Origin of the sequence: Rhodopila sp., assembly GCF_965277165.1 — a bacterium.
GTDB lineage: Bacteria > Pseudomonadota > Alphaproteobacteria > Acetobacterales > Acetobacteraceae > Rhodopila.
Map to the genome: position 1 here is coordinate 40978 of NZ_CBDICE010000006.1, position 26416 is coordinate 67393.

Annotated in this window: 25 protein-coding genes and 1 pseudogene; 16 read left to right on the forward strand and 10 right to left on the reverse strand. The window is 65.7% G+C overall.

Translation table 11 applies throughout. From position 1 onward, the window contains the following. The first annotated feature begins 84 nt into the window (after positions 1-84). Together ACQY4Y_RS11815 and ACQY4Y_RS11820 are read left to right on the forward strand one after the other, a co-directional pair. Positions 85-1509, forward strand: coding sequence for a cryptochrome/photolyase family protein (locus ACQY4Y_RS11815; RefSeq protein WP_428490817.1), 1425 nt, complete (start codon positions 85-87; stop codon positions 1507-1509). A 64-nt stretch (positions 1510-1573) separates the two neighbouring features. Beyond that, positions 1574-2254 (forward strand): metallophosphoesterase, encoded by a 681-nt coding sequence (locus ACQY4Y_RS11820; protein WP_428490818.1) that lies wholly within the window; start codon positions 1574-1576, stop codon positions 2252-2254. A gap of 11 nt (positions 2255-2265) precedes the next feature. Here the strand turns inward: ACQY4Y_RS11820 and ACQY4Y_RS11825 are convergent, their stop codons facing one another. Further along, on the reverse strand, positions 2266-3813 hold the full coding sequence (locus tag ACQY4Y_RS11825) for a cryptochrome/photolyase family protein (RefSeq protein ID WP_428490819.1): 1548 nt from the start codon (positions 3811-3813) through the stop codon (positions 2266-2268). Between the two features lie 116 nt (positions 3814-3929). On the opposite strand from ACQY4Y_RS11825, the gene ACQY4Y_RS11830 reads away from it, so the two are divergent. From ACQY4Y_RS11830 to ACQY4Y_RS11840, 3 genes are all read left to right on the forward strand, one after another. Continuing rightward, complete coding sequence (locus ACQY4Y_RS11830) at positions 3930-4466, forward strand: SixA phosphatase family protein (protein WP_428490820.1); 537 nt, start codon at positions 3930-3932, stop codon at positions 4464-4466. Further along, complete coding sequence (locus tag ACQY4Y_RS11835; RefSeq protein WP_428490821.1) at positions 4466-5989, forward strand: CHAD domain-containing protein; 1524 nt, start codon at positions 4466-4468, stop codon at positions 5987-5989. The genes ACQY4Y_RS11830 and ACQY4Y_RS11835 overlap by 1 nt, the downstream gene beginning before the upstream one ends. Positions 5990-6103: 114 nt before the next feature. After that, the gene (locus ACQY4Y_RS11840) at positions 6104-7411 is read left to right on the forward strand and encodes an NAD(P)H-dependent oxidoreductase (protein ID WP_428490822.1); all 1308 of its coding nucleotides are present in this window, start codon (positions 6104-6106) and stop codon (positions 7409-7411) included. Between the two features lie 369 nt (positions 7412-7780). On the opposite strand, the gene ACQY4Y_RS11845 is transcribed toward ACQY4Y_RS11840, so the two are convergent. Further along, a complete protein-coding gene (locus ACQY4Y_RS11845) occupies positions 7781-8023 on the reverse strand; it encodes a hypothetical protein (RefSeq protein WP_428490823.1) in 243 nt (80 codons plus the stop codon). A 167-nt stretch (positions 8024-8190) separates the two neighbouring features. On the opposite strand from ACQY4Y_RS11845, the gene ACQY4Y_RS11850 reads away from it, so the two are divergent. Continuing rightward, on the forward strand, positions 8191-8697 hold the full coding sequence (locus ACQY4Y_RS11850; RefSeq protein ID WP_428490824.1) for a hypothetical protein: 507 nt from the start codon (positions 8191-8193) through the stop codon (positions 8695-8697). A 19-nt stretch (positions 8698-8716) separates the two neighbouring features. Next, positions 8717-9265 carry a FlgO family outer membrane protein gene (locus ACQY4Y_RS11855; RefSeq protein ID WP_428490825.1) on the forward strand — a complete coding sequence of 183 codons (549 nt, stop codon included), beginning with the start codon at positions 8717-8719 and terminating at the stop codon, positions 9263-9265. Positions 9266-9442: 177 nt separating this feature from the next. On the opposite strand, the gene ACQY4Y_RS11860 is transcribed toward ACQY4Y_RS11855, so the two are convergent. The 4 genes from ACQY4Y_RS11860 to ACQY4Y_RS11875 form a co-directional block, all read right to left on the reverse strand. After that, positions 9443-9871, reverse strand: coding sequence for a DUF29 domain-containing protein (locus ACQY4Y_RS11860; RefSeq protein WP_428490826.1), 429 nt, complete (start codon positions 9869-9871; stop codon positions 9443-9445). 212 nt (positions 9872-10083) lie between these two features. Continuing rightward, complete coding sequence (gene pdeM / locus ACQY4Y_RS11865; RefSeq protein WP_428490827.1) at positions 10084-10776, reverse strand: ligase-associated DNA damage response endonuclease PdeM; 693 nt, start codon at positions 10774-10776, stop codon at positions 10084-10086. Further along, positions 10773-13307, reverse strand: a complete 2535-nt coding sequence (locus ACQY4Y_RS11870; protein WP_428490828.1) for a ligase-associated DNA damage response DEXH box helicase — start codon at positions 13305-13307, stop codon at positions 10773-10775. Before ACQY4Y_RS11870 ends, pdeM begins: the two co-directional genes overlap by 4 nt. Before the next feature lie 274 nt (positions 13308-13581). Next, complete coding sequence (locus tag ACQY4Y_RS11875) at positions 13582-14487, reverse strand: AraC family transcriptional regulator (RefSeq protein ID WP_428490829.1); 906 nt, start codon at positions 14485-14487, stop codon at positions 13582-13584. 98 nt (positions 14488-14585) lie between these two features. On the opposite strand from ACQY4Y_RS11875, the gene ACQY4Y_RS11880 reads away from it, so the two are divergent. Further along, on the forward strand, positions 14586-15329 hold the full coding sequence (locus ACQY4Y_RS11880) for an SDR family oxidoreductase (protein ID WP_428490830.1): 744 nt from the start codon (positions 14586-14588) through the stop codon (positions 15327-15329). A gap of 91 nt (positions 15330-15420) precedes the next feature. Then, positions 15421-16155, forward strand: coding sequence for an SDR family NAD(P)-dependent oxidoreductase (locus ACQY4Y_RS11885; protein ID WP_428493627.1), 735 nt, complete (start codon positions 15421-15423; stop codon positions 16153-16155). 39 nt (positions 16156-16194) lie between these two features. Here the strand turns inward: ACQY4Y_RS11885 and ACQY4Y_RS11890 are convergent, their stop codons facing one another. Beyond that, on the reverse strand, positions 16195-17187 hold the full coding sequence (locus ACQY4Y_RS11890; protein ID WP_428490831.1) for a DUF1835 domain-containing protein: 993 nt from the start codon (positions 17185-17187) through the stop codon (positions 16195-16197). Between the two features lie 93 nt (positions 17188-17280). Here ACQY4Y_RS11890 and ACQY4Y_RS11895 point away from each other — a divergent pair, with 93 nt between their 5' ends. Further along, positions 17281-18315 carry a ligase-associated DNA damage response exonuclease gene (locus ACQY4Y_RS11895; RefSeq protein ID WP_428490832.1) on the forward strand — a complete coding sequence of 345 codons (1035 nt, stop codon included), beginning with the start codon at positions 17281-17283 and terminating at the stop codon, positions 18313-18315. 1 nt (position 18316) lies between these two features. Beyond that, the gene (locus ACQY4Y_RS11900; RefSeq protein WP_428490833.1) at positions 18317-18811 is read left to right on the forward strand and encodes a cupin domain-containing protein; all 495 of its coding nucleotides are present in this window, start codon (positions 18317-18319) and stop codon (positions 18809-18811) included. A gap of 64 nt (positions 18812-18875) precedes the next feature. Here ACQY4Y_RS11900 and ACQY4Y_RS11905 read toward each other — a convergent pair whose 3' ends face one another. The 3 genes and pseudogenes from ACQY4Y_RS11905 to ACQY4Y_RS11915 form a co-directional block, all read right to left on the reverse strand. After that, positions 18876-20213, reverse strand: a complete 1338-nt coding sequence (locus ACQY4Y_RS11905) for an MFS transporter (RefSeq protein WP_428490834.1) — start codon at positions 20211-20213, stop codon at positions 18876-18878. Positions 20214-20217: 4 nt separating this feature from the next. Continuing rightward, the gene (locus ACQY4Y_RS11910) at positions 20218-20811 is read right to left on the reverse strand and encodes a TauD/TfdA dioxygenase family protein (RefSeq protein ID WP_428493628.1); all 594 of its coding nucleotides are present in this window, start codon (positions 20809-20811) and stop codon (positions 20218-20220) included. After that, positions 20712-21465: pseudogene (locus ACQY4Y_RS11915) on the reverse strand (TauD/TfdA dioxygenase family protein); the annotation flags it as partial. The pseudogene ACQY4Y_RS11915 and the gene ACQY4Y_RS11910, both read right to left, overlap by 100 nt. A 73-nt stretch (positions 21466-21538) precedes the next feature. On the opposite strand from ACQY4Y_RS11915, the gene ACQY4Y_RS11920 reads away from it, so the two are divergent. From ACQY4Y_RS11920 to ACQY4Y_RS11940, 5 genes are all read left to right on the forward strand, one after another. Beyond that, complete coding sequence (locus ACQY4Y_RS11920) at positions 21539-21691, forward strand: hypothetical protein (RefSeq protein WP_428490835.1); 153 nt, start codon at positions 21539-21541, stop codon at positions 21689-21691. Between the two features lie 224 nt (positions 21692-21915). Continuing rightward, on the forward strand, positions 21916-22065 hold the full coding sequence (locus tag ACQY4Y_RS11925) for a hypothetical protein (RefSeq protein WP_428490836.1): 150 nt from the start codon (positions 21916-21918) through the stop codon (positions 22063-22065). Between the two features lie 483 nt (positions 22066-22548). Next, the gene (locus ACQY4Y_RS11930) at positions 22549-23838 is read left to right on the forward strand and encodes an ABC transporter substrate-binding protein (RefSeq protein ID WP_428490837.1); all 1290 of its coding nucleotides are present in this window, start codon (positions 22549-22551) and stop codon (positions 23836-23838) included. A 14-nt stretch (positions 23839-23852) separates the two neighbouring features. Next, positions 23853-24935, forward strand: coding sequence for a pyrimidine utilization protein A (gene rutA, locus ACQY4Y_RS11935; RefSeq protein ID WP_428490838.1), 1083 nt, complete (start codon positions 23853-23855; stop codon positions 24933-24935). A 118-nt stretch (positions 24936-25053) separates the two neighbouring features. Beyond that, positions 25054-26355, forward strand: coding sequence for a chloride channel protein (locus ACQY4Y_RS11940; RefSeq protein ID WP_428490839.1), 1302 nt, complete (start codon positions 25054-25056; stop codon positions 26353-26355). Positions 26356-26416: the final 61 nt, after the last annotated feature.

Below are 26416 nucleotides of genomic sequence, written 5' to 3' on the forward strand. Positions count from 1 at the left end.
GCGCCCTGGGGCGGGGGGCACGGATCGCCGGAGAGAGTGGACCCTCGATGTGGACGCGCGCGAAAGCGTCCCCACATCCGCCCGATGCCGACAACCTCCCCCGCCATCCTTTGGTTTCGCAATGACCTTCGGCTGGCCGACCATGCCGCGCTGAATGCAGCCATCGAGTCCGGGCGCCCGCTGCTGCCGCTGTTCATCCTGGACGATTCCGCCGCCGATCGCTGGGCATTGGGCGGCGCGTCGCGCTGGTGGTTGCACCACAGCCTGACCTCGTTGCGCCAGTCGCTGGCCGAGCGCGGCGGCCATCTGACGCTGCGCCGCGGCGACAGCATCGCGATCATTAGCGAAATTGCCGGTCAGACCGGTGCGGCCGACCTTTTCACCGGCGGCAGCGGCGATCCGTGGGCGCGCCGGGTGGACCAGGCGGTGGCCGAGGCGTTTGGCGGCAAGGTGGCTCGCATGCGCACCTCCACGCTGTTCCATCCCGACCTGGTGCGCACCAAGAGCGGGGGCGCCTATGGCGTTTATACCCCGTTCGCCAACGCCTGTCTGGCGCTGGGCGGGCCGAAGTCGCCGCTGCCGGCGCCAACCGCGATCAAGGCTGCCAAACCGCCGCGCTCGGAGCGGCTGGAGGACTGGGGCCTGCTGCCCGCCAAGCCAGACTGGGCCAGCGGTCTGCGCGACACCTGGACGCCCGGCGAGACGGGTGCGATGCAACGGGCCGAGGCGTTCCTGGAACACGGCCTGCGGGGGTACGCCGCCGCGCGTGATCGGCCGGCGGGGGACGGCACGTCGATGCTGTCGCCGCATCTGCACTTCGGCGAAATCTCCCCTGTTCAACTCTGGCACATGGCGCATCGGGGAAGCGGCGGCAAAGGCCGCGAGATCTTCATCCGCGAACTGCTGTGGCGGGAGTTCTGTGCCAACCTGCTGTGGCACCATCCCGACCTGCCGGAGGCGCCGCTGAAGCCGGAATTCGGCAAGATGCCGTGGCGCGACGACAAGCCGGCGCTGGCGGCCTGGCAGCAGGGCCGCACCGGCGTGCCGATCGTCGATGCCGGGATGCGCCAGCTTTGGCGGACCGGTTGGATGCACAACCGCGTGCGGATGATCGTCGCCAGTTTTCTGATCAAGCACTTGATGATCCCCTGGCAGGACGGCGAGGCCTGGTTCTGGGACACGCTGGTCGATGCCGACCTGGCCAGCAACGCCGGCAACTGGCAGTGGGTCGCTGGCTGCGGCGCCGACGCCGCACCGTATTTCCGCATTTTCAATCCGGTGCTGCAGGGCCGCAAATTCGATGCCGACGGCGACTACGTTCGCCAATTCGTGCCCGAGCTGGGCCGGTTGGACAGCCGCCATTTGCATGCCCCCTGGCAAGCCCCGGCGGAGGTGCTGGAGGCGGCCGGCGTGACTTTGGGCGAAACCTATCCCAACCCGATCGTTGATCTCGCGGCGGGGCGAAACCGCGCGCTCAGCGCATACGTGGATATTCGTTCATCGGGCTGAAATCAGCGGTCGCGACCAATTGCCTGGATGGTGGGCCATTTCGATCTATCTACATGATAGTTCGATGACCAATCCCGCCATCCCTGCTGGTGCGCAAGTTCGAGTCGTCGGCGACGTGCATGGTGATGCCACGGGCTTCGCCTACGCCATCGCCACCGACCGGTTCATCGTGCAGCTGGGTGACCTGGCGGACCATGGCCCGGACAGCGCGGCGACGCTGCGCATGATGTTTGCGCTGGTGGAGCGCGGCCGTGGTCTGTTCCTGCTGGGTAACCACGATCTGAAGCTGGCGCGCGCGCTGTCCGGCGATAACGTGCGGATCGATCCGGTGGTGCAGGCCACCATCGGCCAGCTCGACGATACGCTGAAGGCACAAACGGTGCGCCTGGTCGCCGAGGCCCCGGCCTGGCTGCGTGATGGTTCGGCGTTGTTCGTGCATGGCGGGTTCCACACCGAGATGCTGCAACAGCCATCGCCCGAACACGGGCTGGACCGGCCGCACGGGCCGCTGGCGCGGGCGTTGTACGGGGAGCCGACGGGTCGCATGCAGTCCGATGGTTACCCTGAGCGAAGTCTGCGCTGGGTGGACCGGATCCCGGATGGGTTGACGGTCTATTGCGGCCACGATCGCCGCAGCAGCGACGGCCGGCCGTATATGCGAAATGGTGCGCTGGGTGGAACCGCGGTGTTCCTGGACACCGGCGCCGGCAAGGGCGGCCACCTGTCGTGGATCGATCTGGGGTGACCTGAGCGGCGTTATACGGTTTGGTCTCGCGGGGTTTGCGGATGGTCCAGCCGAACCAGGAAAGCCGCGGCCTGGGCGCGGATCGCGTCGCGTCGTTGCGGCGCCATGCGCTGCCAGTTGCGGAGCGGCATCGCCATCCGGGGATTCGAGGCGAACCGCTGGGCGTGCCTGGCGATGAAATCCCAATATAGAAAGTTGAATGGGCAGGCCGCCGGACCGGTCGCCTGCTTCACATCATAGGCGCAGCCGGCGCAATAGTTGCTGTTTCGGTTGATGTAGGCGCCGGATGCGGCATACGGCTTCGACCCGACGATGCCGCCGTCGCCGAACAGGGCCATGCCGCGGGTGTTCGGCATCTCCACCCACTGATAGGCGTCGGCGTAGACCGCCAGGTACCATTCATCGACCGCATCGGGGTGCAGTCCGGCCAGCAGTGCGAAATTGCCGGTGACCATAAGGCGCTGGATGTGGTGGGCGTAGGCGTCGCGGCGGGTTTGGCCCACCACCTGGCTGATGCACGCCATCGGGGTCGCGCCATTCCAGTAGAAGTCGGGCAACGGGCGGGTCGCCTGCAATGCGTTCAGCGTGGCGTATTGCGGCATTTTCAGCCAGTAGATCCCGCGCACGTATTCGCGCCATCCGATGATCTGGCGGATGAACCCCTCGGCGGCATTGAGCGCCACCGCGCCGCTTCGGTATGCTGTCTCGACCCTCTGGCAGACCGCCAGCGGATCCAGCAGGCCGAGGTTCAGCGCCGGCGAGATCACCGCGTGGAACAGCGTCGGCGCGTCGCTACGCATCGCGTCCTGCCAGTCGCCGAACCCAGGCAGCCTGTGGGCGATGAAGTCGGCCAGCGTGGCCTCGGCGTCGTGGGCGGTGACCGGGAAAGCGAAGCCTTTGGTGTCGGCAAAGCCGTTGGTGAAGCGATCGCGCACCAGGGCAATCACGTCGCGGGTGATGCTGTCGGGGGGAAATTCGGCAATGGGGGGGACCGGTAATCCGGGCGGCAGGCGCTTGCGGTTCTCGGCATCGAAGTTCCAGCGATTGCCCTCGGGGCCGTCCGGGGTCATCAGCAATCCGCTGCGCCGGCGCATCTCGCGATAGAAGAACTCCATGCGCAAGCCGCTGCGCCCGGCGGCCCAGCGGCGAAATTGCGCGATCGAGCAGAGGAACCGGGTGTCGGGGCGGATTTCCAGACATTCGGTCCAGTTGGCCATGTCGGTGACCACCCGGTGAGCCCCGGGTTCGGTGACCACGACCTGGCGCGGCTTCAGGGCGGCGACCGCGCGCCCGACTTCGGTGCGCAGCGTCTGGGTGTTGTCGGGATCATCCAGCGCGACGTAGCGCACCCGCACGCCGCGTTCGGTCAGAGCGCGGGCGAAATGGCGCATCGCCGACAGCACCAGTACCAGCTTCTTCAGGTGGTACGGCGCATGGGTGCATTCGCCCATGACCTCGGCCATCAACACCATGTCGGCCGCCGGATCGAGATCGGATAGCGCTGACAGCGAGGCGGAAAGTTGGTCGCCCAGTATTATTCGCAACGTATCGACCGCCATGTCGCTGCCCTTCGGTTATCGATCGCAGATGGCGCTGATTCGGGGTTTGAACATCGCAGGACCGGCACAACTCGGGGGAGGACAAGACGCAGCGAGCATGGCAGGATGGGACTGTCATGCGGCAACTCTTGCTTTTGCGCCACGCGAAGTCGTCGTGGAACGACGCCTCGGTGCCCGACCGGGAGCGTCCGCTCAATGCCCGCGGCAGGCGCGCGGTGGTGGTGATGCGCCATGCCATGCGCGACCTTGGGCTGGCGCCCGATGTGGTGCTGGTGTCCACCGCAAGGCGCACGATCGAGACGCTGGAGGCGCTGGAGCCGTGGGACGACACGCCGTTGGTCGAGCCAATGGATAGCCTGTACCTGGCCGACCCTGTGCAGCTTACCGCGGCGCTGCACGGGGTGGCCGAGACGGTGCGCAGTGTGCTGCTGATCGGTCATAATCCCGGCATGCACGATCTGGCGATGACCCTGGTCGGGCCGCGGGCGATGCGTGGCGGCGGCGAGCATGAGCGCGCCTTGGCGGCGGGGTTTCCGACCGGGGCGCTGGCCGAGTTCGTCGTTGCCGGGTCGTGGTGGGACCTGCGCGAGGGTGGCGGGCGGCTGGTGCGGTTCCTGACGCCGCAGATGCTGGAGGGCACCGGTTTATCCTGATGGAACTGGAGCTTGCCACCGACGCGGAGGCGGTCGCCACGCTGTCGCGGCTGAAGCCGCTTTTGGCGTGCCGTGACGGCCGGCCGCGCAGCCAGGCGCTGAAGATCGTCTGGCACGACAGCCCGGAACGTGGGTTGCTGGCCGAGGGCATGATTCTGGCCGAACACCGGGGCGTGCAGCGTCTCGAGCGGGTCTATCCGGGGGCGGCGACGTGGCTGCCGGGTCAACCGGTGCCGGTGGTGGCCGAAGCGCCGGATCTGGCTGCGCTGCCTTCGCCGCTGGCTCCGCTAGCGGCGTTCGAGGGGCGGCAGACCGCGAGCGTGCACCAATCTGGCGGTCGGGCGGTGACGGTGACGGTGGCGAAGGGGATTCTGCGGTCGGTGACGGCGGAGCGGCCGGCGGCACGGATCTGGCTGAGCGGTGAGGAACAGGCGGTTGGTGACATTGCCCGGCTGATCGCCGGTGCGGTGCCGGCTGGCGTGCCGCTGACGTCCCTGGCGGCGGACGGGGTGGCGCTGGCGACCGGACGCCCGGCCGCGGCTCGGCATGGCGGTGCGCCGGAATTGCCGACCGGGCCGTTGAGCGTGGCCGATGCCCTGATGCACATACTGGGTCACCTGATCGACGTGGTGCTGGTCAACGCCCCGCTGGCGGTGCGCCGCGATGGCGATGCGACCGAGGCGGTGCACCAGATGCGTGTCGCGGTTCGCCGGGCGCGGTCGGCGGTGTCGATCTTTCAGGGGGCGTTTCCCGGCGGCGCTTTGGGCCCGGTCAACGATGCGCTGAAGCACCTGAGTGCGCGGCTGGGGCCGACGCGGGACTGGGATGTGTTTGCCGAGGAGACCATTCCGGCGATCCAGCAGTCGCTGCCGGAGGATGACCGCCTGCGGCGGCTGATCGCGGCGGCGGAACGACGGCGGCGGGAGTCGCAGGCCGCGTTGGCCGGGTATCTGGAGAGTGCCGCATTCCGCTTGCTGGGCGTCGAGCTCGCCTGGCTCGTCTCGGCGCGGTTCTGCCACGTTGCTTCGGAGGTGGCGGCCGATGATGCGGCGGGTGGCTCACCGATAGGCGCGGTGCCCGATGCGGCGACCGGTTCGGTTGGGAGCGTCCCTGACAGGGCCGCCAGCCTGGCGGAATTTGCCGGGCGGGTGTTGCAGCAGCGCTGGAAGAAGCTGGTTTCGTCAGGCAAGCAGATCGATGATCTGGACATCCCGAGCTTGCACGGGGTGCGGCTGCGGGCGAAGCGGGCACGCTATGCCGCCGAGATGTTCGCGACGTTGTATCAGGGCAAAGCGTCGCATCGCTTTATCCGCCGGCTGAGTGCGTTGCAGGAGAGACTAGGGGTGTTGAACGACGGCGTGGCGGCGAGCCATCTGCTGACGCAGCTGGGCGGGCCGGCTGGACGCCACGGCTACGCGGTTGGCCTGGTCACCGGCTTCCTGGCGGCGCGAGCGGTGAGGATGCGACCGCGTATCGTCGATGCGTTCGAGCGATCCCGCCGCCAGCCGGCTTATTGGGCCTGACGCTATTGGGCGCGACGCTGGACGTCGGGCCATGGCGCGGCCTGATCTTGGCGGTTCGCATCGTGCGCCTCGGCGGGTAGAAGTGGCGGACCAACAGCCCGATGGAGCACCGTCATGAACCTGTATCGTCTGCTGCAACAGCGTGCCGAGGCCGGCAAGCCGGTGCGGGTCGGGCTGATCGGGGCCGGCAAGTTCGGGTCGATGTTCCTGTCCCAGGTGCCGACCACGCCGGGGTTGGAGGTCGCGGCGATCGCCGATCTCTCGCCCGATCGCGCCCGCGCGGCGTGCCGGGGGGTGGGCTGGACCGAGGAGCGCATCGCGGCGACGCGCTTCGTCGACGACGCCGGGGCGATGATTGCGGCACCGAATGTGGAGGTGGTGGTGGAGGCGACCGGGCACGCTCCGGCGGGTATCGCCCATGCCCGGCGGGCGATCCGCGAAGGCAAGCATATCGTGATGGTCAACGTCGAGGCCGACGTGCTGGCCGGGCCGCTGCTGGCGCGCGAGGCAGCGGCCGCGGGGGTGGTCTACAGCCTGGCTTATGGCGATCAGCCGGCGCTGATTTGCGAGCTGGTGGATTGGGCTCGGGCTTGCGGGTTCCGTGTCGTGGCGGCCGGCAAGGGGACGAAGTATCTGCCGGAGTATCATGCCTCGACCCCGGACACGGTGTGGCCGTATTACGGGCTGACAGCGGAGCGGGCGAAGGTTGGCGGGATGAACCCGCAGATGTTCAACTCATTTCTTGACGGTACCAAGTCGGCGATCGAGATGGCGGCGGTGGCGAACGCGTCGGGACTGACGCCGGCGCCGGACGGGTTGGTGTTTCCCCCGGTGGGCACGCATGAGTTGGCCGAAAGGCTGCGGCCGGGCAATGAAGGGGGGTTGCACCATGCCGGGCAGGTGGAGGTGATCTCCTGTGTGCATCGGGATGGCGGTGCGGTGAAGAACGACCTGCGTTGGGGGGTGTTCGTGGTGTTCGAGGCGCCGAACGAATACGCGCGGCGGTGCTTTGCCGAGTATGGGGTGGTGACGGATGCCTCGGGCCGGGTCTCGGCGTTGTATCGGCCGTTTCATTTGATCGGGCTGGAGCTGAATGTTTCGATCCTGTCGGCGGCGTTGCGCAAGGAGGCGACGGGGGCTCCGAGCGGGTTCCGCGGCGATGTGGTTTCGACGGCGAAGCGGGATCTGCGGGCCGGGGAGGTGCTGGATGGTGAGGGTGGTGCTTGCGTGTGGGGCAAGCTGATGACGGCGGGGGATAGTGTTCGTTGCGGTGGGTTGCCGATCGGGTTGGCGAGCCGGGTGCCGCTGGTGCGGGATGTGGCGGCCGGTCAGGCGGTGACGTGGGAGGATGTGCGGGTGGATGTGGGGGATGAGGCTTATCGGTATCGGCGGGCGATGGAGGGGGTGTTCGCGGAGGGGTGAAATCAGGGTTTAGTGCTGCCGAACGTCCCGCGCTCGGCCGAGTTTGGTGCGGTTTCGGCCCGGTATTAGGTAGCAACCGCCGGCTGCTGCTACATAATACCGTTTCGGCCGGATGGCTCTTGGCGGGAGATATACGCTTAGAAGCGACCAAGTTGGCGCGCGAGTGAGATATCATCGGTGAGATACCATTGTTCGGCGGCGAGACCATCCAGCAGTCGTTAGACGGAAATCTCGTCTGTGCGGATGCTCTTGCCCATAGCTGGTAAACCGATAACGGTCCACGTCGACAGGCTCAACGCCCGGTGGATAAGCCCGTACCGAGCGCGCAAGGTATCGAGCCGATGCGCCCCGTTTCGGCGACAGTTGGCGCTACGGGCCGTCGCCTAGCGGATCGTCCAGCATCATCGGACAGTCATCCGCTACCGGCAACGGGGGCTGGCAGTCGATTGTTTCAGGCGTCACCCGCAGCGCCTGTCGGTAGATCCGGGCGAGGTCAATTCGCTGATGCATTGACGGCGTATAGCGGTTGATCGCCTGAGCGCGAAACACCCTTGCTTCAGACTGCCAGTGCAGCACATCGCGAGACAGCGGCCACGCCTCGGCCTTCAACATATTGAGCGCCTGCAGTAGTAGGGACTCAGCTGAGCATACAACGCAACATTTGGTTCGCCTCACCGTTCTTTGCGCAACTTTTCTCACCGTTCTTTGCGTAACGTTAACCCATCGCTAACCAATCATGGTTATGAAACTGATACCGTAACTATTTGATTTGCGAGATAATGCGACTTCGTGGCCTATCTCATTTAGCGGCCTTTGCATGCACGCTGGCGGGCTGCCATCAACCCATGGTCGAGCCTAAGCTTCCAAGCTTTCAGAGCACCGAGAACACTGTCCGAGATTGGAAGAACGCCGCTCATGAGGTTGCTTCAGAACTCGCATCGCAAGGCTTCGTTGCACCACGGCCAATTTTCATTGCTGTGCAGCCAGATTCAATGTTTCTCCGCCAGGCAGGGGAAGAACTGCAAGCCGACATCCTGCGACGACACGGGACAATCGCGTCGTCGCCATATAACGCGACTGTCGTAAGCCTCGGGGTGGACGTGGTGCATTGGAGTGGTCGAGACCTCCACACGTCGAACAGCGAAGCTATTCTTCGTGCGACTGCCAAGGTCGACGGCAATGTGGTGATGAAATTGGTTGAGCCGGTTTACGTCCGCGATCGTGACGAGGCACTTTACCTGTCACCTCCACCGCTGCCCACCCGGCTCCTTCGTTACGATCAATAGACTAAAAGTGAGGCAATAAATGCGCGTTAATATTTCGGGGTTGGTGGCGATCCTGCCGCTGATGCTCAGCTTGGCAGTGGCCGGTTGCGAAAGCAGCGTTTCGGCGATTCCTGATAGCCGGACTAGCGACCTCGGCGTCCTAACCTACCGCGCTGTCGATCGGATCGTAGCTGCGACACCGGAAGTTCCCCGAGACGCGCCACTCGTTGTCACGTCGCTTTCAGATGTGCAAAACCTCGATCAAAGCTCCGCTCTGGGAAATCTTGTGGCGGACATGGCCCGGACGCGCCTGGTTCAGGACGGATATGCTACCTCGGAAATCCGACTGCGAAATGCGGTAAGTCTGCAGAAAAATGAAGGCGAGTTTCTGCTGTCGCGAAATCAAAAGGCGATCCTGCCTCCCCAGAACGCGGCCATTATTTTGACCGGAACTTACTCGGCAACTCCTGTAAAGGTCTACATCAGCCTCAAGTTTATCGCTGTGACTAATGGGCGTATTATTTCTGCCGTTGATTATGTTGTCCCTTATGATGAGGTCGCGGGCCTTTTGTCACCACGCAATACGTGACTTGAGGTCAACAAGGGGTCGGACCCGAGAATTTATGGGGGCGCCTCTCCGAGGGAGTTTCAGTAGTCGTCAGTCCCTCGGGAATACTCCTAATCCTTCCCAGTGTGATAGCAGCCATCCTAGACTAGGCGCCCCGAGCGCCCCCCCCCATCTGGATCAGCTATCAGTACGCCTGTTTTACGGGCCGTCCTGCAATAGATTATCCAGCGACATCGGACAGATAGCCGGCACCGGCAACGGCGGCTGGCCGTCAATGGTCTCGGGCAGGACGCGTAGAGCCCGACGATAAAGCTTTGCCAAGTTAATCCTCTGCCGCATCAACGGCGCGAAGCGGTCTGCTGCATCGTCGCGAAACCGCCGCGCTTCGGATTGCCAGTGCGGCACCTCGCGCGACAGTGGCCACGCTTCAGCCTTCAGCGTGTGGACCAAGGCCTGCACCAAAAGCGAGGTGACAGCGTGAAGCTGCTCGTTGCCCACGCTTTCGATCTCCTCAATGACGTTTTCCCAATCAACCTTGTCGTTTATCTGCTCGCCGCCGGCGAGCCGTCGCAGCAGCCCGCTCTGGCGTTCCGACCAGATCAGAATGTCTGTGTCATAGTCGCTCATCGGCTTCTCCTACGTCACCGCTCGTGTCTTGATCTTATGCGCGGCCCGGTTGATGAGTCTGGTTTGACGTTCGCCCATCACAACCTCTTAGCAAAGCTCGGCGGTCAAAACCACCAAACGGGCGCGATCAACGGTGCCCGCAACGCCCGCCCGCTTCTGCCCACTGCTCCTTGAATCGCGACAGGTTGAACCGGCAGCCGCGGCTGACCAATCTACCCCGCCCGCATCGCGCTTCCCCAGCTGATGTCAAAACTGAACAACCGGTCCCGACCCAGCAAGAACACCCGCCCGCCGCGCGGGAACAGGCGGTTGATCGCCGCATCGCGCACGTCCAGCCCGCCCGTGTAGGCGCCGAACGCCGGCATCATCAGGCGACGGCCGTCGAACACGAAGCAGGGGCGGCAGACCGAGCCGGAACGGGCCGGGACGGTTGCCTTCGGGTGGTGGTGACCGACCACCTCGCCGGCGTCGGCGGCGGCGATCGCCTGGTGGCGGAACACCATCGGGCCGGCTTCGAAGCTGGCGATCCATTCGCCGCCCAGACCAGCCGGCGGCGTCGGGTCGTGGTTGCCCTGCACCCAGATGAAGCGGTGCGCGCCGGTCATCGCGTTCAGCCGCGAGACCTCGGTGGCCGGCAGGCGGGCGGACCCGAACGCATCGTGGAACGAATCCCCCAGCGCCACCACGGTGCGTGGCGACCAGCGGCGCAGCAGCAGGGTCAGGCGGTCGATCGTCGCGTGAGTGTCCCATGGCGGCAGCAGCATGCCTCGGCGGGCGAACGAGGACCCTTTCTCCAGATGCAGGTCGGATACCGCGAGCAGGCGCTGCTCGGGCCAGAACAGGGCGCCCATCGGGTCCAGCATCAGGCGCTCACCCGCCAGATGGATCGGCGCGGCGGTGGTCATGAGAACATGTCCGACTGGCGGGTGGCGGCGCGGCGCGGGACCAGAGTTTTTTGCGCGCCGGAGGATCGGCGCGCGAGGTTGGCGCGATGCACCGCCGGCACCTGTCGCCCCGCCGCGGGCGGTTCGGCCTCGCCGGTGGCCTCGGCGATGATGGCTTCGGCTTCGGCCAGCAAGGCTTCCTCGTCGTCGTCGGTGCGCACGCTTTCCCGTCCGATGTCCAGCAGCACCGGCACCGCCAGCGGCGAGACCCGCGACAGCACCATGTGCACGATGTGGCCTTTCACCCGAGCCAGCATGCCGGCGATGCGGCCGACGTCGGTCAGTCCGGTGGCGGCGTCGGCGCGGGTGGCGCGCAGCAGGATGTGGTCGGGCTGGTGGCGGCGGAGCACGTCATAGATCAGGTCGCTGTTCACCGTCACCTGCCGACGGTTCTTTTCCGCCCCCGGCAGGTTGCGCTGGATCAGGCCGCCGATCACCGCCACGTTGCGGAACGTGCGCTTCAGCATCGAGCTGTCGGCCATCCAGGATTCCAGGTCGTCGCCCAGCATGTCCTCGGCGAACAGCGTGGCGACGTTGCGCGGCGGGTTGGCCGACCAGATGCCCAGCACGTAGTCGGTGGCGACGAAGCCCAGCGGGGCGTAGCCGGCCCGCTCCATGCGCTTGGTCACCAGCATGCCCAGCGTCTGGTGGGCGTTGCGGCCTTCGAAGCAGTAGGCGACGAGGTACCAGCGGTCGCCGCGGGGAAATGTCTCGATCAGCAAGTCGGTTCGGCCGGGCAGGCGGGACACGCCGCGCTGCAGCCGAAGCCAGTCGCGCACCTGGTCGGGGAAGAGGTCCCATTTGTCGGGGTCCTGCATCAGTCCGCGCACGCGGTCGGCCAGGTTTGTGGTTAGCGGCAGGCGGCCGCCGGCATAGGCCGGCACCATCGGGTCGCCGTCGCCGCCTTCCGCACACTCGGCCGCCATTTCGCGGATGCGCAGGAAGCGCAGCAGGCGGCCGGCGAACATGAAGGTGTCGCCGGGGCGCAGCATGTTGACGAAATACTCCTCGATCTCGCCAAGCGAAGCGCCCGGGCCGCGCTTGGCCGCGAGGCGGACCTTCAGCACCGGCGCCTCGACGATGGTGCCGATGTTCATCCGGTGGGCGGCGGCGGTGCGGGCGTTACGGACGTGCATGCGGCCCTCGCTGTCGCGGAACAGTTTTTTCCAGCGGTCGTAGGCGCGGAGCGCGTAGCCGCCGTCCTCGACGAAGCGCAGCACGTCGTCGAAGTCGGTGCGGGACAGTGCCGCGTAGGGGGCGGCGGAGGTGACCTCGGCGTAGGCCTGGTCGGGGTGGAAGGGGGTGCTGCAGGCCAGCCCGAGCAGATGTTGCGCCAGCACGTCGAGGCCGCCGGGGCGGGGCGGGTCGCCGTCCAGTTCGTGCGCGGCGACGCCGAGGATGGCGGCCTCGCATTCCAGCACCTCGAAGCGGTTGGCCGGCACCAGGATGGCATTCGACGCCTCGTCCATGCGGTGGTTGGCGCGCCCGACCCGTTGCAGCAGGCGGGAAACGCCTTTCGGGGCGCCGACCTGGATCACCTGGTCGACCCCGCCCCAGTCGATGCCGAGATCGAGTGAGGACGTTGCCACCACGGCGCGCAGTGATCCGGCGGCCATGGCGGCTTCGACCTTGCGGCGCTGCGCGACCTCCAGCGAGCCGTGGTGCAGGGCGATTGGCAATGTGGTGTCGTTCAGCTTCCACAGTGCCTGGAACATCAGCTCGGCCTGGGCGCGGGTGTTGACGAAGACGATGGTCATGGCGGCGCGGCGGATCTGGTCGATGACCTTGGGGGCCGCCTCCAGCCCCATGTGACCGGACCAGGACAGCCGGCCATCGGGCAGGGTCATGCGCAGTTCGGGTGGAGCGCCGTCGGCGACCTCGATGCGGCTTGGGGCGCCGGTGTAGGCCTGGATCGGGCCGGGATGGGCGACGGTCGCCGACAGCCCGATGCGTCGGGCGGCGGGGGCGATGGTGCGCAGGCGGCTGACCCCGAGCGCCAGTTGGTCGCCGCGCTTTGTGCCGGCGAGGGCGTGGACCTCGTCCATGACGATGCAGCCGAGCGAGCCGAAGAACGCCGGCGCGTCCGGCAAGGAGATCAGTACGGCGAGGCTTTCCGGCGTGGTCAGCAGGATTTGCGGCGGGGTGGCGCGCTGGCGGGCTCGGCGGTTGGCCGGGGTGTCGCCGGTGCGGGCCTCGATGCCGATGTTAAGGCTCATTTCGTGCACCGGGCGGGTCAGGTTGCGGGCGATGTCGGTGGCCAGCGCCTTCAGCGGGCTGACATACAGCGTGTGCAGGCCAGGACGTGGGTTGGCGGCGAGGTCGACCAGGCTGGGCAGGAAGCCGGCCAGCGTCTTGCCGCCGCCGGTGGGGGCGATCAGCAGAACGCTTTCACCGGCGCGGGCGGCATCCAGCATCGCCAACTGGTGCGGCCGGGGTGTCCAGCCCTGGGCGGCGAACCAGGTGGCGAATGGTTCCGGTAATGTTCCGGGCATTGGCGGAGATAAGCATGCGGGGAGGGCATGCCGCAAGGCGTAGCCGGCCGGATGGGGGTCGGATGGCGCTGGCCGCACGATACTCGCTGGCTAATACGTGCCGGATGATACTTGCCGGCCTTCGGTGACGGCGGCGTTGGATCGGCATTTGGCCGACCCGACTGCTGTTCCGGAGGCAGGCAGGACGAGGAATCCGTGGGTTTGAGGGCGGCGTATGGTGGTTCGCGGGCGATTGCGGAGCGGCGAAAAACGGCTGGAACAAGCATAGGAAGCGTCACGATTCCGCTGGCCCGCGCGCGTAGCGCGCAGGCGGCAGTCCGACATGGCGGGTGAATGCGACGCTGAACGCGCTTCTGGAGCCGTAGCCTACGCGTTCGGCGATTTCGGCGATGGCATTTTCGTTCCGCCGAAGCATGTTCTTTGCCAACGCCATGCGCCAGGCCAGCAGATACGCCATCGGCGCGATACCCACCGCACGGCTGAACCGCTCAAAGAACGCCGAACGAGAGAGCGCGGCCTCCTTCGCCAACTTCGCGACCGTCCACGCCTTGGTCGGGCTCTCGTGCATGCGCCGTATCGCCGTGGCAAGCCGATCGTCGGCGAGCCCGCGCACGAGCCCGGGCGACGCCGCGGTCCCCGTCGCCGAACGGAGCGCTTCGATGAGAAGAACCTCGAGCAGGCGGGCGAGGATGACCTCGCGCGCCGGACGCCGCTCGCGGAACTCGCCTCTCATCAGCTGCACGATGGTGGCGAGTCGCGGCTCGCCACGCACATGCACGAGTTGAGGAAGCAGCGACACCAGCAATCCGGCATCCGGGGAGTCGAAGCTGCAATGGCCCACCAGCATCCGCAGGTCTGTCGGGCCATCGGGGTCGCCGATCCTGAATTCGCCGCCGGCCAGCGCGACGGGCACGGTTTCGGGGACCTCCGCCGAGGGAGCCACGAGGCTGGACATCGCGACACCATAAGCCGCCGGGACCAGGACGAAGTCGCCCGACCGAAGCTCGATCGGGTCGTGCTCATCGAGCACGAGGCAGGACGCGCCCTCGAGGACCACGCAGTAGAACGGCTGTCCGGCATCCGAGCGGCGGATGTGCCATGGCCCCGAGCCGACAACGAGCTTCGAGAACCGGGCACCCGGCTGAAGCAGCGTGACGACCTCCGCGAGTGGGTCAATCATTTCCGGACTCTTGCTAACGGATATTGGACTTTAGAGCATAGAAGGTCCGGCTTTGGCAATCTATGTCTCGGCACCGCAAACCACCTTCAGGAGGCCCCATGAAAACCATACTGATCACCGGATGCTCATCTGGTTTCGGACTTGAAACCGCAAAATACTTTCTTGATCGCGACTGGAAGGTTGTCGCGACAATGCGCACGCCGCGCGGGAACCTGCTGCCTGGTTCAGAGCATCTGCGCTTGCTTGCGCTCGACGTCACTGATGCGGAGAGCGTTCGTCAAGCCGTCGAGGCTGCGGGGCCGATAGACGCTCTGGTCAACAACGCCGGCTTCGGCGCGGCGTGGCCGTTCGAGGTCATCCCGATGGCGACCGTGCGTGAACTGTTCGAGACCAACACCTTCGGCACGATGGCTGTGACGCAGGCGGTGCTGCCGCAGTTCAGGCAGCGCAAGGCCGGTGTTGTGGTCAACGTCACCTCGAGCGTGACCCTGAAATCGATCCCCATGCTCGCTGCGTACACCGCGAGCAAGGCGGCGGTGAACGCATTCACCGAGGTGCTTGCGCTGGAACTCGAGCAATTCAATGTTCGGGTGCGCCTGGTGCTGCCAGGGCGTTCGCCGGAGACCCGTTTCGCCGACAACGCGCGCTCCGGCATGCAGGGCGCCGACGACGCGGCCTATGCCGATCTCGTCACGAGCGTGTTCGCGAGCTTTCGCGCGGGGGGGCCAATTACGCACGCGCGGGACGTGGCCGAAGTGGTGTGGCGCGCGGTCAACGATCCATCGAGCCCGATTCGAATCCCCGCCGGTGCTGATGCCGTAAGTTTGGCCGAGCCGCGCTGAACCCGGATCAAAACCTGCCGCGACGACGACGGCGGGCCTGACACAACTTTCTCGAACAGAGGTTCTCATGACAGCAAAGCGCATTGCCTTGGTGACCGGGGCCAATCAGGGAATTGGCCTCCAGATCGCAAAGGAGTTAGCCGCGAAAAACGTCACCGTCCTCGTCGGTTCGCGCAACTCCGATCGCGGGGTCGCCGCGGCCAAGCAGGTGGGGCAGGACGCCCATGCGGTGGAACTCGACGTTACCGATCGGGCCTCGGTCAGCGCCGCGGCTGAGCGGGTTCGCAACGAGTTTGCACGCCTCGACATCCTGATCCAAAACGCGGCGATCTCGAATACCGGCAAGCAGCCTGGCCAGTCGGTCGAGGAATACGCAGCGACGACACGCCCCAGTAACGTGCGCCTCGATGAGATGCGCGCGGTGTGGGAGACCAACGTGTTCGGCGTTCTGGCGGTCTATCAGGCCATGCTGCCGCTGCTGCGCCAGGCGCCGGCCGCCCGCATCGTGAATGTATCGAGCGGTGCCGGCTCGCTGGCCAGGAACGCGGACCCGGCGTTCCCCTATCGCCCGATCTTCGGCCCCGTCTATCCGGCATCGAAGACGGCTCTCAACGCCTTGACACTCGCCATGGCGATCGAGCTGGAGCCGGAGGGGATCAAGGTCAACGCCGTCTCCCCGGGCTTCACCAGAACAAACCTCAACGGATATGCCGGCACGGAGACGGTCGAAGCGGGCGCCCGCGAGGCGGTGCGTGTTGCACTGCTTGGCCCAGAGGGTCCGACCGGCACGTTCACGCGCTGGAAGAACGAAACCATCCCGTGGTGACGTTGCAGTTGCCGCTGCCGCCTGAAGGTTGGATTTCCATCAGTCCGGTGGCGGCACGCAAACAGGTCCGCCAACATTGTCATGCCAACGCCAGCGTCCGTCGGCAGCAATCCCACCGACCCACCGTTCGGGGGGCGCGAATGTCAAGTAGTCGCCGCGCCCGGCTAGCAGATTCTGCCCAGTTTCGCTGATCGTCACCAGGTCCTGGAATGGCGTTCCCCCTGTCTCGGTGCCGAGGACAGCCGGGCGCGTTCGCGCCATCTGCCGCACCAGATGCAACAACATTGCGTCGCCCAGGAACGGCAGCGTCTCGCGGCACTGCGTCAACTCGGCGAAAATCTGCCCGATCGTGGCCGGGCGTTCGGCAATGATCTGCAGTACCAGCCGTTGGGTCAATGAAAGCCCGTCTTCCGCGCCGGGCAATTCCTGAAGGTGCCGCCATATGGCGGCGGCCGCGAACGGCAACGCCGGCGTTCCGTTGGCCGCGATCGCAGACAGGTCGCAGGGGTCGGGCCGGCGCAACGCCTGCCAGATCGCTGTTCCGAGGTGTAACTGGGTCGAGGTGACGGGCGCGCGCGCCAGCCACAACGATGCCAGCGCCTCCGGCGTCAGTTGGCCCAGTCCGATGAACCGCGCAACCGACGGGTGCCGGTCGATGCAGATCAACTCCAGGCAGCCGGGCAGCGGATGCAGGGCGAGGCAGGACAGGCAGCGCGCGAGGATCATCTGGTCGAAGCTGTCATGCTCGAACCACAGCACGACGCGTTGGTAGCGGTGCGCCGCGGCCAGACGGATTTCACCATCGCGCAGGTCCGCGGCGATCTGGCCTTCGGTCTTGCCGCTGAACGAGCCATAGGCGTCGGCCAGGAACTTGGCGCGGATATCGGTGAGGTTGGGCTGATCCGGGACCGGACCCTGGCAGACGGGGTCGGCATACTCCAGGAAATCGCCAGCGAAGCCCGCTTGGCGCAGGCTATCGCGAATATCGGAGCCGCAGCGGATGTGCAGAGTCGAGATATCCTGATCGATCACCCCAAGCTCCTCGCGACCGCCGATCGATCGCCTTCCATGGCGATCGCCTCCCCAGGCTGGTCAAGCGCCATCAGGTGCCCAACATAGCAAGTGATGCCGCACCCCGAAACCTGGCTGAAAGTGTTGCCGGCCGGCCTGTTCTGTGAGCCGGGCGGGTTCTTCGTCGATCCGCTACGCCCGGTCGAGCGCGCGGTGATCACCCACGGCCACTCGGACCACGCCCGACCCGGCCACCGAGCCGTGCTGGCAACGGCCGACACTCTGGCGGTGATCAACGCCCGTCTTGGCGACTGGGGGCAAACAAGCCAGGCGCTTGCCTGGCACGATCCCGTCACCCTCGGCGATGTCCGGGTCTGGCTCAGCCCGGCCGGCCACGTGTTTGGTAGCGCCCAGGTGGCGATGGAATACCGGGGCTCCCGCGCCGTGGTCAGCGGCGACTACAAGCGGGTCGCCGACCCGACCTGCGCCGGCTTCGAACCGGTATCGTGCGACGTCTTTGTTACCGAGGCCACGTTCGCGCTGCCGGTGTTCGTCCATCCGCCGCCCAGCCACGAGATTGGCCGGCTGCTGGACAGCGTCGCGCTGTTCCCCCACCGCACCCATGTCGTCGGCTGCTACGCCCTTGGCAAATGCCAGCGGCTGATCGCCTTGCTGCGCCAGGCCGGCTGGGACCGCCCGATCTGGCTGCACGGCGCGCTGGTCTCGATGTGCGAGGTCTATCGCCAGCGCGGTATCGAGCTTGGCGACCTGCGCCCGGCTACCGTCGCGGCCAAGGCCGACCTGGTCGGCGCCATCGTGCTGGCGCCCCCGGGCGCGATCGCCGATCGCTGGGCGCGCCGGCTGGAGGATCCGGTGGTGGCGCTCGCCTCCGGCTGGATGCGGGTGCGCCAACGTGCCAAATCGCGCGGTGTCGAACTGCCGTTGGTGATTTCCGACCATGCTGATTGGAACGAACTCAACACCACCCTCGACGACGTCGGCGCACCCGAGGTCTGGGTCACCCATGGACGCGAGGAGGCCTTGATCCATGCCGCCGCCGCGCGCGGCATCCGCGGGCGCGCGCTGCGCCTGCTGGGCTATGGCGACGAGGACGAAGCGGAAGCGACGGACATAAAACAGGAGGTCTGAGATGACCGAACCGCTGAGGTTTTGTTTCGACGACGACGGCACGATTCCGAACTCGCCGCTGCCGCTGTTGGTGTACCGCGATGCGGTGCCCGCCGACCCGGCCGCGATCGAGCGTTTATTCGCCGCCAACCGTTGGCCGCCGGCGTGGCGCGACGGGGTGCATCCGTTTCACCATTTCCATAGCACCGCGCACGAGGTGCTGGGCGTTGCGCGCGGCGACGCAACGGTGCTGTTTGGCGGCCCGAACGGCACGGCGCTGACCCTGCGGGCCGGCGATGTCGTGGTGGTGCCGGCGGGTGTGGCGCACTGCAACCAGCGGCAGTCGGACGATCTGCTGATCGTCGGGGCCTATCCGGACAACGGGCCGGGTCCCGACCTGCGCCGCGGGAAGCCGGGCGAACACGCCGCGGCTTCCGTGGCCATCGCCGCGGTGCCACGCCCGGCGGCCGATCCGGTGGCCGGTGCCGATGGGCCGCTGGCCGGCTTTTGGGCCTGAACGCCGATCGTTGCCGGCCCATGCGAGCAATTTAATCGTGCAAGCAAACTAATCGTTCAAGCAATCAATCGAATGCAATGACCGGGGACAGTTGGCGGGCCGCCTCGCTCGCGCGGCGCACGAGCCGGCGGCCGACGACCAGGCCGATGACCCCGCTGACGATGCTGCAAGCCGCAACGAAGCTGAATGCCGCGGCGAAATCCCCGCTCGATTGCCGCAGATGTCCGATGACCCACGGACCGATGAAGGCGCCCGTCGTGCCGATGGCGCTGATCAAGGCGATCCCGGGCGCCGCCGCCTTGCCCGACAGATAGGTGCCGGGCAGCGTCCAGAACAAGCCCTGCATGCCGTAGGTGCCGCCGGATGCGATGCAGATCAGCAGGATTCGGGCCGATGGTGGCAGCTTCAGGACTCCGAACAGCAGCCAGCCGAGGCTGGCCACCACCGACAGGGCGAGGAAATGCCAGACCCGCTCTCCGGTTCGATCCGAGTTGTAGGAGACCGCGATCATGACGGCGGCGCCGAATGCCAGCGGAATGGCGGTCAGCAGGCCGACCATGGACGGACTGTTCGCGGCCAGGCTGCTTACGGCCTGAGGCAGCCAGAATCCGAGCGTGCTCAATCCCACGGTGATGCCGAAGTAGATCAGCCCCAACAACAGAGTTGTCGGTGACAGCAGCGCGGCTTTCGTCCCCAGCGGGAAAAGCCGTTGCAGCGTCGCCTGCTCATGTCGCAGCAGGCCTCCGAGGGCTTCGCTTTGCGTGGCGGTCAGGAAGCGGGCTTTCGCTGGGTCGTCGGGCAGGTAACGCAAGACGACAAGGCCCAGTACGATCGGGGGCGCGCCTTCGCAGATGAACAGCCATTGCCAGCCGTGCAGCCCAAGCCATCCGTTCAATGCAAGGCAGCCCGCGGCCAGGAACGAGGCGACCACGCCGCTGAGTGGAATGCCGAGCAGAAACAGTGTGTTCATGCGCGCCCGTTCGCCGGCGGGGAAGCCGCGCGAGATGTAGGTGATGACGGCTGGAAAGAAGCCTGCCTCTGCCAAACCGAGCAGAATCCTTACCAGGTAGAAGCTGTCCCGGCTGTGGACCAGAGCGGTCGCGGTGGAACAGATACCCCAAGTGATCACCACCCGAGCGATCCAGCGCCTTGGGCCGTAGCGCTGCATGAACAGATTGCTGGGCACCTCGAAGATCACGTAGGCCAGGAAGAACAGTCCCGCACCGAAGCCGAATTGAGCCGGGCTGAGGCCGACATCCTTGTTCATGGTCAGCGCGGCGAAGCCGACATTTAGGCGATCGAGAACGGCGAACAGGTAAAGCGCCATCAAGAACACGACGATCGGGCGCAGTGCCCGAGTGGCGCTTTTGATTGCGGCGTCGTTGGCAGCCGTATCGGCCATGCTGTCAGCCCCGCTCGAACTGGCGCGCCGGGCGCGCCGAGGCCCTGACGCCCGTGGTCAACGCCGGGTGATGGTCGAAGGGGGCCTCCGGCATGTAGGGGCCAGCTACGCCGACCGGGGCATCGCCGGCAATGGTGATTCGGTCCATCGTCCGCGACTGCGGATAATAGTCATGCACCGCATAGTGCTGAACCGATCGATTGTCCCAAATAACAACGGTGTTGGGACGCCATTTCACCCGAAGCTGATTCTCCGGCACCGCGGCCTGCCGGTACAGATAGTTCAGCATGGTGACGCTCTCGTCTTCCTTGACGCCGCGCAGCCGGACGGTGAATTGCGGATTGACGAACAGCGATCGGCAGCCGGTGTCGGGATGGACGCGGACGACGGGATGCCACGGGTTCGGGAATCGGTCCTCCAAGGCGCGCAGTTTCGCGCATGCTCCGGCTCCGAGCCGAAAAGAGTGCGAAACGGTTTGAAATCGTGCAAGGCCGCAAGCTCGTGCACATACTTCTGCATGCCGCGCGACAGACCACGATAGGCGGCAATCATGCTGGCGAACATCGTGTCGCCGCCGTGCTCCGGCGCCACCGGACAGCGCAGTATGGTTGCCATCGGCGGCGCGGCCCGAAACGTCTCGTCCGAATGCGATCTGCTGATCCAGCAGGATGTCCTGGTCGCGAAACACCAGCACTTGATACCGCACCAGCGCGTTGCGGACCGACTTGAAGTCTGCATCCGACAGTGGTTGGGACAAGTCGAGGTTTTCGACCTCCGCGCCCAGGGCTCCGTTCAGTTGGTTGAAGCGCACCGCTGAACGCGGCGCAACCTGGGTGAGGTCCAGGTCCATTTTTCCTCCGGACTCTATTTTATTGGTCAAACAATTAAGCCCCTCGTGGCTGGCGCCAGTCAATCGGTGGCCGCGGCGGATCGGCACCGGGCGGAGGCCAGATTGACCGATCCGGTGGCGGGCGAGAGGCTCGGACGTTGCGTGTATGGCCGCCAAGTCGAGCCGGCGGGTGGATGGCCGGCCCCAGAGCAGGCTGGCGCCAGAGCAGGCTGGCCCCAAGACCCACCACCGCCGGCGGCGTGAATGGTCGCTGAGTGATGCGCCGTCATTGCCACGGATCGGAGAAGCCTTACTTCCGGTCGCACGAGATGCCCGTTCCGGGGATGCTGGTTTACGATGGCGACAACGACCGCATTCCCGCATCTGGGGCATAAATCTGATGCTGCGATGCAGCATTATCATTTGGCAACTGCGGTCCCAATTACCGCTGCATCAAAGCCGGACATCTCGCCCGACTGAAGATGGAGATACTCCGATGAGAAATATGATCCTTGCCGCGGTCGCCGCCTTGAGCCTGACCGCCGCCGTGGCGCCCGCCGCGAATGCCGCGCTGTTCCATAACAACAGCACCGTCAGCGGTGATTCGGCTGCTACCCAGATGCAGCAGCAGGGCGCCTATAACGAATAGTCGACGGGGGCGCTTGAAGCGAGCCCTTCGTCAAGCAGAAGGCCGGGTCATCCCGGCCTTCTTGATTCGCGCAGCGATGCCTTGGGGCGCCCGGCCGCGGCATTTCCCAATTTCAGGCATAAATCTGATGCTGCAATGCGGTATTATCAAATGGCAACGCCGGCTCCATTTCCCGATGCATCGAAGCCGGACACCACGCCCGGTCCGATGATGGAGACAATTTGATGAAGACCATGATTCTCGCCGCATTCGCCGTGTTGACCCTTAGCGCTGCCGTGGTCCCGGCCGCCAATGCTGCGATCTTCCACAACAACAGCACGGTTTCCGGCAACTCGGAGGCTACCCAGATGCAGCGTCAGGGCGCCATAAGGTAATGTTCGCCGGCGCCTGACGTCTGAAACAGACGTCAACGTGTAACCAGGAAGGCCGGGGCAGCCCGGCCTTTTTGCTGTGATGCTGATGGCGACGTGCCTCTCGCGCGGCTGGCCGGGTCAGCATCGTTGGTAATTCAAAGGCTGGCTAAGCAGGTCCGTGGTCGTCAGGGCTGGCGGAACGGACTCGGTGTCAGGGCGCGAAACTGACCGATGTTGGGTCCCTTGATGCCAAAATGCAACCAAACAAAACAAAAATGGCGGGGCGTCGGGTGCGCGCAGGGCATCTGACCAAACACCGGTCGGTCACAGCTTGCGTTTTGGGCATGGCGCGGGTGGCTGACAAATATCCATACGGTTGCATGCCATCCGGTCTGCGGGATGGACGCCTCGGGCCTGGCGTATCGAATCATGGCACCGGTCTTGCTGGGTCAGGTCAGAAATCGCCGCGATGCGCGTGACCCGATTGCTGGGAGGCCTGGCACGATGACCCGCCAAAAAAGCCTGAAAACCCGCCGTTCGATGCTGAAACTTGCCGGCACTGCGATCGGCGGGGCGATCGGCAGCGGGGCGATCGGCGGGTTTCCGATGATCTGGGCGCAAAACATCAAGGACGTGGTGCTGCGCCACGCCGGCCCGCCGGTCACCACTATCCCCAGCATCGCCGCACAGGCCAGCAAGGAGCTTGGCTTTACCGTGCAGATGCAGGCGGCGGAGAATGCCGATCTGCTCAATCGCCTGCTGTCGCAGTCCAGCGCGATGGACTGCTGCGATATCACCATCGTCTACCTTAAATACCTTGTCGGGCGGAGCGTTCTGCAGACCATCCCGGTCGGTAAGTTCAAATGGTGGGACCAGACCTATCCGCTGTTCAGCAAAGGCACCTATCCCGACGGGCAGGAGGCTTCGAAGCAGGGCGTCGCACCGTACACCATTCTTTACGCCGCCGATCAGAGCGGCAACAAGTTCGCCGAGGAGCCGACCGATTGGGCGAACATTATCCCAACCATCACCAACGCCGACACGCTGGGCATCCGGCCCGACCTGGTGGGCCGCCCGGTCACCAGTTGGGCCGATCTGATCTCTCCCGACTTCAAGGGCAGGGCGGCGCTGCAGGACAGTCCGACCACCGGGGTGATCGACGTGGCCATGGCGATGGAGGCCGGCGGCCATATCAAATACGCCAACAAGGGCAACATGACGCGCCCGGAGATCGACAAGACCATCGCCACCATGATGGACATCAAGCAGTCGGGCCAGTTTCGCTCATTCTGGTCGACCTTCGACCAGTCGGTGAACCTGATGGCATCAGGCGAGGTCGTCATCCAGTCGATGTGGTCCCCGGCGGTGACCGCGGTACGCACCCGCGGCATTCCCTGCGTGTTCCAGCCGCTGAAGGAGGGCTATCGCGGCTGGGGCTATACCATGGGTGCGATGAAACATGTTTCCGGTCTGAAGCTGGACTGCTTTTACGAATACCTGAATTGGTATTGCGCCGGCTTTCCCGGCGCCGTCGTCGCGCGCGAGGGCTATTATTCCACCCAGCCGGAAAACGCCCGCAAATTTCTTACCCCGGCGGAATGGGATTACTGGTACGGCGGCAAGCCAGCGCAAACCGATATCGTCGATCCGTTCGGCAAGCTGGTCGAGAAAGCCGGCCGCTCGCGTGACGGCGGCAGTTTCGATCAGCGCATGGGCCACATCGCGGTGTGGAATTCAGTGATGGACCAGGATCGCTACCTGACCCGGAAGTGGAACGAATTCATCACATCCTGAACCGGAGATAGCGCATGCGCCTTGGGGTTTTCATTCCGATCGGCAACAACGGCTGGCTGATCTCCACCACGTCACCGAAATACCGCCCCAGTTTCGACCTGAATGCCGATGTCGTGCGCAAGGCCGAGACTTACGGCTTCGATTTCGCTCTGTCGATGATCAAGCTGCATGGTTTCGGTGGCCCGTCGGAGTTCTGGGACTACAATCTGGAATCGTTCACCCTGATGGCCGGACTGGCGGCGGTCACCAGCAGGATCCAACTGTTCGCCACCTGCGCCGTGCTGACCATGCCGCCGCCGATCGCCGCTCGGATGGCGGTGACGATCGATTCCATCTCGCACGGACGGTTCGGCGTCAACATCATCTCCGGCTGGCAGCGGCGGGAATACGCCCAGATGGGCATCTGGCCGGGCAAGGATCACTACGACCGCCGCTACGACTACTGCGCCGAGTACGTCACCGTCATGCGGGAACTCTGGCGAACCGGCCGGTCCGAGTTCCGGGGCGACTTCTTCCAGATGGACGATTGCCGCTGCCTGCCGATGCCCGCCGCCGACATTCCGATCATCTGCGCCGCGCAAAGCGACGCCGGCACGCGCTATGCGGCGCGCCATGCCGACTACAATTTCTGCTCCAGCTTCGGCGTCAATACTCCGACCGCGGTCACCGAGAGCGTCGCCCGGCTGGTCCGAGCAACCACTGAGGCCGGACGAAGCTGCGGCGCGCTGGTATCAACCATGATCATTGCCGATGAAACCGACGCCGCGGCGATGGCCAAGTGGAACCACTACGTCGCCGGCACCGATCACCAGGCGATCGCCTGGCGCGACGCACAGGCCGAGGACGATCCGACCCGCGATCCGCTGGCCGGGCCGAACAAGCGCAAGACCTACGGCATGCAGCAACTGCCGACGCAGGGCGGCGTATTGGTCGGATCATACGCCACCATCGCCGGCATGCTGGATGATCTGTCCAAGGTTCCGGGCGTGCAGGGCGTCATGCTGACGTTCGACGACTTCCTGATCGGGATGGAGCAGTTCGGCAGCCGAATCCAGCCGCTGATGCGCAGCCGCGAGTCGTCGCTGCAACCGGCGTGAGTCTGACCTCTGTCGGATGGGCCTAAGGCACGCATCGCATGCGCGCCGGATGTGGCATATAACCGAAACATCGACTATCAGGGGCCGCATGCGATTTGGACGAAGCGGACGCGCCATCATGCGGCTGCGTCGGATGGGCAGGATGCCGCTGGTGTCTCCACGGCTGTGGTGGCGGCGTGTGGTGTTCTGGGTAGGTGCCGTGCTGGTGGCGGCCGTCGCGGTCGGCTTCGCCAGGGCCTCGGACTGGGCCGGCGGGCTGTTCCTGCATTTCGCCGCCTTGTATCCCTGGCTGCCCTTCATAATTGCGCCGGCCGGCCTGGCGATCGCCTTCGTGCTGACCCAGCGCGTTTTCCCCGGCGCCCAGGGCAGCGGCATTCCGCAGACCATCGCCGCGCTGCACTTGCACGACCCCGAACTGGTCGACCGGGTGCTGTCGCCGCGCATCGCCATCGGCAAGGTACTGCTGACCCTGCTGGGCCTGGCCTCGGGCGCCTCGATCGGCCGCGAGGGCCCGACCGTGCAGGTCGGCGCCTCGATCATGCACGCGCTGGGCAAGCTGTTGCGGCTGCCGCGCCTGGAACTGCGCCGAGCGCTGATCCTGGCGGGTGGGGCGGCGGGGATCGCGGCGGCGTTCAACACGCCGCTGGCCGGCATCGTATTCGCCATCGAGGAACTCAGTCACTCGTTCGAGTCGCGTACCTCCGGCACGGTGTTCACCGCCGTCGTGGTGGCCGGCGCGACCACGCTGGGCCTGGTCGGCAACTACACCTATTTCGGCCAGACCGCCGCGGTGCTGTCCAACGCCGACGCATGGCCGGCGGTGATCCTGTGCAGCCTGGCCGGGGGATTCGCAGGCGGCGTATTCAGCCAGGCGCTGATCGTCGCGGCTCGGGGCCTGCCGGGCTGGGCCGGGCGGATGATCATACGCCATCCGACCGGCTTCGCCGTGCTGTGCGGCCTGCTGCTGGCGATCATCGGCACGCTGTCGGGTGGCCAGACCTATGGCACCGGCTATCAACAGGCGCGCGGCATGGTCGAGGCGCATTCGACGCTGCCGGCGGTCTATGCGGCCCTGAAGCTGGCGGCGACCGTGGTGTCGTATGTCAGCGGCATCCCCGGCGGCATCTTCGCCCCATCGCTGTCAATCGGCGCCGCGCTCGGTTCGGTGTTGGCTCCGCTGGTTCCCGGTGCCCCGGTCGGGGCGATGATACTGTTGGGCATGACGGCGTATTTCTGTGGCGTGGTGCAGGCGCCGATCACCTCAGCGGTGATCGTGATGGAAATGACCGCCAATCAGAGCCTGATGATCCCGCTGATGGCGACGTCGTTCCTGTCGTTCGCGGTCTCACGCCTGGTCTGCCGCAGGCCGCTTTATGGGGCGCTGGCGCGGCGCTTCCTGCAGCTTCAGGGGGACCATTGAATGACGGGGTTCGGGGACTTTGTTTTGTCGTATGATTCACGCGCATCGCGCGAACAGCGCG

Coding starts and splice junctions, on each gene's coding strand:
- ACQY4Y_RS11845 (WP_428490823.1), bottom strand. CDS start 8,023: ATGTTGAAGGCCGAGGCGTGGCCGCTGTCTCGCGATGTGCTGCACTGG.
- ACQY4Y_RS11930 (WP_428490837.1), top strand. CDS start 22,549: ATGACCCGCCAAAAAAGCCTGAAAACCCGCCGTTCGATGCTGAAACTT.
- ACQY4Y_RS11855 (WP_428490825.1), top strand. CDS start 8,717: ATGCGCGTTAATATTTCGGGGTTGGTGGCGATCCTGCCGCTGATGCTC.
- ACQY4Y_RS11900 (WP_428490833.1), top strand. CDS start 18,317: ATGACCGAACCGCTGAGGTTTTGTTTCGACGACGACGGCACGATTCCG.
- ACQY4Y_RS11940 (WP_428490839.1), top strand. CDS start 25,054: ATGCGGCTGCGTCGGATGGGCAGGATGCCGCTGGTGTCTCCACGGCTG.
- ACQY4Y_RS11820 (WP_428490818.1), top strand. CDS start 1,574: ATGACCAATCCCGCCATCCCTGCTGGTGCGCAAGTTCGAGTCGTCGGC.
- pdeM (WP_428490827.1), bottom strand. CDS start 10,776: ATGACCACCGCCGCGCCGATCCATCTGGCGGGTGAGCGCCTGATGCTG.
- ACQY4Y_RS11860 (WP_428490826.1), bottom strand. CDS start 9,871: ATGAGCGACTATGACACAGACATTCTGATCTGGTCGGAACGCCAGAGC.
- ACQY4Y_RS11880 (WP_428490830.1), top strand. CDS start 14,586: ATGAAAACCATACTGATCACCGGATGCTCATCTGGTTTCGGACTTGAA.
- ACQY4Y_RS11825 (WP_428490819.1), bottom strand. CDS start 3,813: ATGGCGGTCGATACGTTGCGAATAATACTGGGCGACCAACTTTCCGCC.
- ACQY4Y_RS11840 (WP_428490822.1), top strand. CDS start 6,104: ATGAACCTGTATCGTCTGCTGCAACAGCGTGCCGAGGCCGGCAAGCCG.
- ACQY4Y_RS11875 (WP_428490829.1), bottom strand. CDS start 14,487: ATGATTGACCCACTCGCGGAGGTCGTCACGCTGCTTCAGCCGGGTGCC.
- ACQY4Y_RS11895 (WP_428490832.1), top strand. CDS start 17,281: ATGCCGCACCCCGAAACCTGGCTGAAAGTGTTGCCGGCCGGCCTGTTC.
- ACQY4Y_RS11870 (WP_428490828.1), bottom strand. CDS start 13,307: ATGCCCGGAACATTACCGGAACCATTCGCCACCTGGTTCGCCGCCCAG.
- ACQY4Y_RS11835 (WP_428490821.1), top strand. CDS start 4,466: ATGGAACTGGAGCTTGCCACCGACGCGGAGGCGGTCGCCACGCTGTCG.
- rutA (WP_428490838.1), top strand. CDS start 23,853: ATGCGCCTTGGGGTTTTCATTCCGATCGGCAACAACGGCTGGCTGATC.
- ACQY4Y_RS11905 (WP_428490834.1), bottom strand. CDS start 20,213: ATGGCCGATACGGCTGCCAACGACGCCGCAATCAAAAGCGCCACTCGG.
- ACQY4Y_RS11920 (WP_428490835.1), top strand. CDS start 21,539: ATGAGAAATATGATCCTTGCCGCGGTCGCCGCCTTGAGCCTGACCGCC.
- ACQY4Y_RS11925 (WP_428490836.1), top strand. CDS start 21,916: ATGAAGACCATGATTCTCGCCGCATTCGCCGTGTTGACCCTTAGCGCT.
- ACQY4Y_RS11850 (WP_428490824.1), top strand. CDS start 8,191: ATGCGACTTCGTGGCCTATCTCATTTAGCGGCCTTTGCATGCACGCTG.
- ACQY4Y_RS11830 (WP_428490820.1), top strand. CDS start 3,930: ATGCGGCAACTCTTGCTTTTGCGCCACGCGAAGTCGTCGTGGAACGAC.
- ACQY4Y_RS11815 (WP_428490817.1), top strand. CDS start 85: ATGCCGACAACCTCCCCCGCCATCCTTTGGTTTCGCAATGACCTTCGG.